The organism is Rhodoferax sp. LB1P47, from assembly GCF_056521445.1.
On sequence record NZ_JBWMAU010000019.1, the window covers coordinates 55,109 to 61,220 of the forward strand.

Annotated in this window: 4 protein-coding genes; 3 read left to right on the forward strand and 1 reads right to left on the reverse strand. The window is 65.4% G+C overall.

Annotated features, from left to right (window positions below; genetic code table 11):
• Positions 1-9 precede the first annotated feature (9 nt).
• The 3 genes from AC0969_RS17290 to AC0969_RS17300 all read left to right on the forward strand — a co-directional run bounded on the left by AC0969_RS17290 (position 10) and on the right by AC0969_RS17300 (position 4,377).
• Positions 10-744 (forward strand): Hpt domain-containing protein, encoded by a 735-nt coding sequence (locus AC0969_RS17290; RefSeq protein ID WP_479625397.1) that lies wholly within the window; start codon positions 10-12, stop codon positions 742-744.
• A gap of 46 nt (positions 745-790) precedes the next feature.
• Entirely contained in the window at positions 791-3,322 is a 2,532-nt protein-coding gene (locus tag AC0969_RS17295; protein ID WP_479625398.1) for an ABC transporter permease, read from the forward strand.
• 74 nt (positions 3,323-3,396) lie between these two features.
• Entirely contained in the window at positions 3,397-4,377 is a 981-nt protein-coding gene (locus AC0969_RS17300) for a lipocalin-like domain-containing protein (protein ID WP_479625399.1), read from the forward strand.
• 550 nt (positions 4,378-4,927) lie between these two features.
• On the opposite strand, the gene AC0969_RS17305 is transcribed toward AC0969_RS17300, so the two are convergent.
• Positions 4,928-5,329 carry an RNA-binding protein gene (locus tag AC0969_RS17305; protein ID WP_479625400.1) on the reverse strand — a complete coding sequence of 134 codons (402 nt, stop codon included), beginning with the start codon at positions 5,327-5,329 and terminating at the stop codon, positions 4,928-4,930.
• Between the last annotated feature and the right edge of the window lie 783 nt (positions 5,330-6,112).

Consider the following 6,112-nt stretch of genomic DNA (forward strand, 5'->3'; position numbering starts at 1 on the left):
CGCCCGCAGATGGCGCTCCCGCGTGTACTGCTGGTCGAAGACGACGCCATGCTGCGCCGCTTCGTGCGCATGGCACTCGAAGAGCTGCCCCTGGAACTGCTGGAATGCGACAGCGTGGCAGCCGCACTGCACCAACTGGCGGCCACCCCGGTGCAACTCATCCTCACCGACCTGATGCTGCCCGGAGCCTCGGGCCTGGAGCTGCTGCAGCAGTTACAACAATCGCCCCTGCTGCGGGGCCAGGCCAAAGTGGTGGTGCTCAGCGCCGGCCTCACCCCAGAGGCCCGGCAGCAACTGGCCCCCCTGAACGCGTGGCGGCTGCTGGACAAGCCGGTGTCTATCAGCCTGCTCACGCAGTGCGTGGAAGATGCCTTGGCCACAGACCCACCCGCCACAGCGCCCCACGCACCCGCAGACCCCGCCCTTGCCAGCGCCATCGACCAGTACTTTGCCGGGGATGCCGAGCTGTTCGGGCTCTACCGGGCCAGCTGCCTGCTGCAACTGCCGCACGATATCGCCACCGGCAACCAGGCCTGCCACAGCGGCGACATGCCCGCCCTGCGCCGGGTGGCGCACAGCCTGAAAACCGTGTTGCTGACCCTGGGCGCGCCGCAACTGTCGGCCCAGGCCCATGCCCTGGAGCAGGCGTGCAGCAGCCCCCCAATCACCTCGGCCGCAGACGACTGGGCGGCCTTCAGCCAGGCGCTGGCGCAGTGGATAGATTTACAGAAAATAGGGCTCTAGCGCATATAAAAACTGCGCTAGAAGCTATCATTTAAGCAGCAAATCTATGCACATCTTTATCCCCTCTACTGTGCGCGCCCTGCTGCGCACCTACTCCTGGCAAGAACTCAAACACCACCCCTGGCGCAACGCGGCCGCCGTGGTGGCCGTCATGCTGGGGGTAGCGCTGGCGTTTTCGGTGCAGCTCATCAACGCCTCGGCGCTGAGTGAATTCTCCAGCGCCGTCAGCGCCGTGGGCGGCCAGCCGGACCTGGAGCTGCGGGCCACGCAGGGGCGGTTTGACGAGGCGATTTTTGAACGCGTGGCCAACCACCCCGACGTGGCGGTGGCCAGCCCGGTGCTGGAGGTGGCCACCTTTGCGCTGGACACCGCCGGGCAGCGCGTGCCGCTGAAGGTGCTGGGCGTGGATGCCTTGGTAGTGGCGGCGGTGGCCCCCGGTGTGATGCCGATGCCGAACAAGGATGCCGACCGCATGGCCTTGTTTGCCCCCGACACGGTGTTTTTAAACCCCGCCGCCCAGCAGGCGCTGGCCCAGCCGGTGCGGCTTCTCAGCGGGGAGACCCTGCAAGTAGCAGGCACGGTGGCGGCCACCGGCCCGGCGCTGGCGGTGATGGACATTGGCGCGGCGCAAGACGCGTTCAGCGCACAGGGCCAGCTCTCACGTATCGACCTGCGGCTGCGCCCCGGGGTGGACCACGCCGCATTTGTAAGCACCCTGCCGCCCGGCATCAGCGCCGCCGAGCCGATGGATGCGGCCCAGCGGGTCAACAACCTGTCACGCGCCTACCGGGTGAATCTGACGGTGCTGGCGCTGGTGGCGCTGTTCACCGGGGCGTTTTTGGTGTTCTCGGTGCTGTCGCTCAGCGTGGCCAAGCGGGCGCAGCAGTTGGCGCTGCTGGGCGTGCTGGGCCTCACCGGGCGCGAGCGGCTGCAGCTGGTGCTGGCCGAATCGCTGGTGCTGGGCGGCGTGGGCAGCGTGGCGGGCATTGCGCTGGGCACCGGGCTGGCGGCGCTGGCCTTGCGCGTGCTGGGTGGGGATTTGGGCGGCGGCTACTTTGCCGGGGTGGCCCCGCGCTTGCAGTGGGACGCTAGCGCCGCGCTGGTCTACTGCGCTTTGGGCGTGGCGGCGGCTGTGGTGGGCGGCTGGTGGCCCGCGCGGGCGGCCCAGCGCTTGCCTGCGGCGCAAACTTTGAAAGGGCTGGGGGCAGATGTGGGAAGCGGCTCGGCGGGCTGGGAAAGTTTGGTTTTGATAGCAGTAGGCCTTTTGCTGGCGCTGGCCCCGCCGGTGTGGGGCATTCCGCTGGGGGCCTACCTGTCGGTGGCCTTGCTGCTGGTGGGCGGCATTACCGCCCTGCCCTGGCTGATTGCCGCGCTGTACGACCGGCTGGCCCCACTGCTCGCGCACAGGCTGCTGCCCATGCTGGCGATCGAACGCGCGCGCCGGGTGCGGCAAAGCGCGGCCGTAGCCGTCAGCGGCGTGGTGGCCTCGCTGAGTTTGGCCGTGGCGCTGACGGTGATGGTGGCCAGCTTTCGGGATTCGATGGTGCAGTGGCTGGACGTGGTGCTGCCCGCCGACCTGTATGTGCGCAGCCCCACCGCCAGTGCGGGCAATGACGCACTGACGCTGCCATCCCAATTTGTAGAGGCTGTCGCCCAGATTCCCGGCGTGCAGCGCGTGGCCACCCAGCGCAGCCGCGCCCTGCTGCTCGACCCCGGCAAACCCAGCGTGGCGCTGATCGCCCGGCAGATGGGCGACCCCGCCCGCAGCCTGCCGCTGGTGGGCCCTGCGCTGCCGGTGCCGCCAGGGCACATCGGCATCTATGTGAGCGAGCCGATGGTGGATTTGTACGGGGCCCGGCCCGGCACCACGTTTGCGCCACTCTCTAAGGCATTTAGCCCGCTAGCGCAGACAGAACCTGCGCAACCAGCTACTTTTTTTGTAGCGGGCGTATGGCGCGACTACGCCCGCCAGTTTGGCGCCATCAGCATGGAGCAGGCCGACTTTGTGCGCCTGACGGGCGACACGCAGGTGAACGACATCGCCCTGTGGCTGCAAGACGGTGCGCAAGAGGCCGATGTGCAGGCAGCGGTCCGCGCCCTGATGGATGCGCCGCTAGAGTTCTCGTCGGTGGGCCAGATCCGCGCCATCTCTTTGAAGATTTTTGACCGCAGCTTCGCCGTGACCTACTGGCTGCAGGCCATCGCCATTGCCATCGGCCTGTTTGGCGTGGCGGCCAGCTTCAGCGCGCAGGTGCTGGCGCGGCGCAAGGAATTCGGCCTACTGGCCCACCTGGGCCTGACGCGGCGGCAGATTTTGACCGTGGTGGCCGGTGAAGGCGCGGCCTGGACGCTGATTGGCTCGGTCGCCGGGCTGGCGCTGGGCCTGGCCGTGTCGGTGGTGCTGGTGTTTGTGGTGAACCCGCAAAGCTTCCACTGGACGATGGACCTGCACCTGCCCTGGCCCCGCCTGCTGCTGCTGTGTGCCGCCGTGGTGCTGGCCGGTACGGTGACGGCCTGGCTGGCTGGGCGGGCGGCAGCCGGGCAGGATGCGGTGTTAGCGGTGAAGGAGGATTGGTGATACATCGGCGCAACTATTTAATCTTGGCCCTGGCCAGCCTGGGTGGCCATGCATTCGCCCTGCCCCCGGCTGCCATGCACTTCCCCCGTGACCTGGGCAGCCACCCGGACTTTGGCACCGAGTGGTGGTATGTCACCGGGCGGGCGCTATCAGGGAAGCGCGAGTTCGGCTTCCAGCTCACCTTCTTCCGCAGCCGCGTGGCCGCCACGCAGGCGATGCAATCGCGCTTCGCCGCCAAGCAACTGCTGTTCGCCCACGCCGCCATCACCGATGTACAGGGCAAAAAGCTCTGGCACGACCAGCGCATCGCCCGTGCCGGTTTTGGTGTGGCCGAGGCCAGCGAGGCCGACACGGCGGTGCGCCTGCGCGACTGGTCGCTGCTGCGCACGGGCACCACCTACACGGCAGAGCTGCCCGCCCGCGACTTCGGCCTGCACCTGCAGCTCGCCCCCACCCAGCCGCTGGTGTTACAGGGCCAGCAAGGTTTGTCGCGCAAAGGCCCGCAGCCGGACCAGGCCAGCTACTACGTGAGCCAGCCGCAACTGGCGGTCAGCGGCCACCTGTTGTTGCAAGGCCAGCGCTTCGAGATCGCACCAGACACCAGCCGCGCCTGGCTGGACCACGAGTGGAGCAACGCCTACCTCCACCCAGAGGCCGTGGGCTGGGACTGGCTGGGCATGAACCTGCAAGACGGCAGCGCCCTGATGGCCTTCCGCATCCGCCGCAAAGACGGCAGCACCCTGTGGGACGGCGGCTCTTTCCGCACCGCCCAGGGCGCGTTGACCATCTTCCCGCCCGGCCAAACCCGCTTCACCCCGGGCCGCGTCTGGACCAGCCCGGCCAACCAGGCGCGCTATCCGGTCGAATGGGTGCTGGACACGCCCGTGGGCCGCTTCAGCGTGCAGGCCGTGCTGGACAACCAGGAGCTGGACAGCCGGGGGTCTACGGGGGCCGTGTACTGGGAGGGACTCAGCCGCCTGCTGGACGCGCAGGGGCAGGTGGTGGGGCACGGGTATCTAGAGATGACGGGGTATGCGGGGGCGCTGCGGATGTAACCACCGGGGTCGAGCCAATGAGGGTCAGATCCCAATTGCGCGCTGGTTGCTGGCGCGTTGGCCACGGCTTAGCCCGCATTTGGGCTCTGACCCTTATTGGCGGGTTTACGTTGACGTTTTCTGGGTGCCTGCCAGCATCCCCAGCCGGGAGTTGCGCCCGGCGGCGCAGTCACTTTTCTTTTGCGCAAAAGAAACGTAACCAAAAGAAAGGCGCCCCAACTGTCTGCGCCCTTCGCTTTCGCTACGGGAACCTGCGGTGCTCGCTTTGGGCGGGGTCTGGCTAAACTCGCTGCGCTCAAACAACGCCAGCCCTTCGCCGCCCAAAGCTGTGCTCCTCGGCGCATACAGATGGGGACCCGGGGTCAGGGATCGGCCCGGCTGCGCCGGGCATCGCGCCTAGGGCGTAAGCCAGAGGGGTCGGATCACGATTGCGCGCTGAAAAGCCCGTTGTCGTACCGCCTGCCTGCTCGCATTCGTGCTCCGACCCCTTTGGCGGATTGGCGTTGACGGCGGTATGGGGCCCGCCAGCATCCCCACCCCGCCCGCCGAATCAACTCAGCTCTTCAATCACCAGCGTGCGGTACTTGATGGCGCAGGAAAACGGCACGCTGCGGATGGCGACCATCACCGCCTCGGATTCCTCGGCTGTGGATGCATACACCATGAGCGCGCAATGGCCTTGGCGGGCCAATTCCGCATACTTTCTAACGCTGGCGGCTTCAATCCCCACCGAAGGCAGGGGCGTATCGGCGGCAGCGGTGGTGTGGGGCAGGTTGTCCAGCACGGATTGCGCCGACAGCTGTAGGGTCGGCTTGTCGGGGTTTTCAGCGGGCAGCTGCGCGGCTACCTGCTGGGCATCTTCCTGGCGCGGGAACATGGCAAAAACATAGCCCGTGGGATAGAACGCGCCGCCCATCGTGAGCATGCTGCTGGTGAGTTCAAAGTTTTGCATTGGGGCCCCTTGCGGTTGTTGCGTCGATCCCCCATTAACCGGCGAGGTGCGCGTGCGGTCTGTCGGCGCGGGCGCGGGGTGGGCGTAGGACAGCGGCGCGATGTGCGGGCGTATGGGTATTTGGGGATGACGGGGGTTGCGGGGGCGCGATGGATGTGAGGCGTAAGCCAGCAAAGCCGCTGCGTTCGCCAGTTTCAGGTTTTTAGGCCGATTTTTAGATGCTATAACGGCTACTGGCGCATATTGAATATGCGCAACGTGCTCTTTTTTTTACTATCAAAAGTGAAGCGAACCCCAACGATTGAACGGGTGTGAGCCAGAGGGGTCGGATCACGATTGCGCGCTGAAAAGCCCTTTGTCGTGCCGCCTGCTAACCCGCATTCGTGCTCCTACCCCTTTGGCGGATGGACGTTATTCCAAGCCCTCCAGGCCCCACAAAACCCAACCCGAATATTCAAGCAAAAACTACTAATAACGCTTATTTCAATAGCTCTTCACACCATCACTTTTGGAAAAATCACTACCGATATGCGAAAAACGCAAAGTGTGGCCGGGATATAGTGACCAACTATTCGGCTGCGGAGTTTGTCAAAATTTTTATACATGTATAAAAATACAGTCAACCCTTCGAATAACCAGTCTGTAAGCCACTTCCAGGAGATTTCGATGGATGATTTAAACCTCAGTAGCCGATTTAAACCGCAAGGTTTGCGGTGTACATCACGTTGAACTAAACCGCTGACGCGGTGACTGGTCATCACAGGCCGCCACCGCGTTATGCAT

Bases quoted from the DNA above. Each gene is read 5' to 3' on its own strand.
- AC0969_RS17305 (WP_479625400.1), bottom strand. From the start codon at position 5,329: ATGCAAAACTTTGAACTCACCAGCAGCATGCTCACGATGGGCGGCGCG.
- AC0969_RS17290 (WP_479625397.1), top strand. From the start codon at position 10: ATGGCGCTCCCGCGTGTACTGCTGGTCGAAGACGACGCCATGCTGCGC.
- AC0969_RS17300 (WP_479625399.1), top strand. From the start codon at position 3,397: ATGCACTTCCCCCGTGACCTGGGCAGCCACCCGGACTTTGGCACCGAG.
- AC0969_RS17295 (WP_479625398.1), top strand. From the start codon at position 791: ATGCACATCTTTATCCCCTCTACTGTGCGCGCCCTGCTGCGCACCTAC.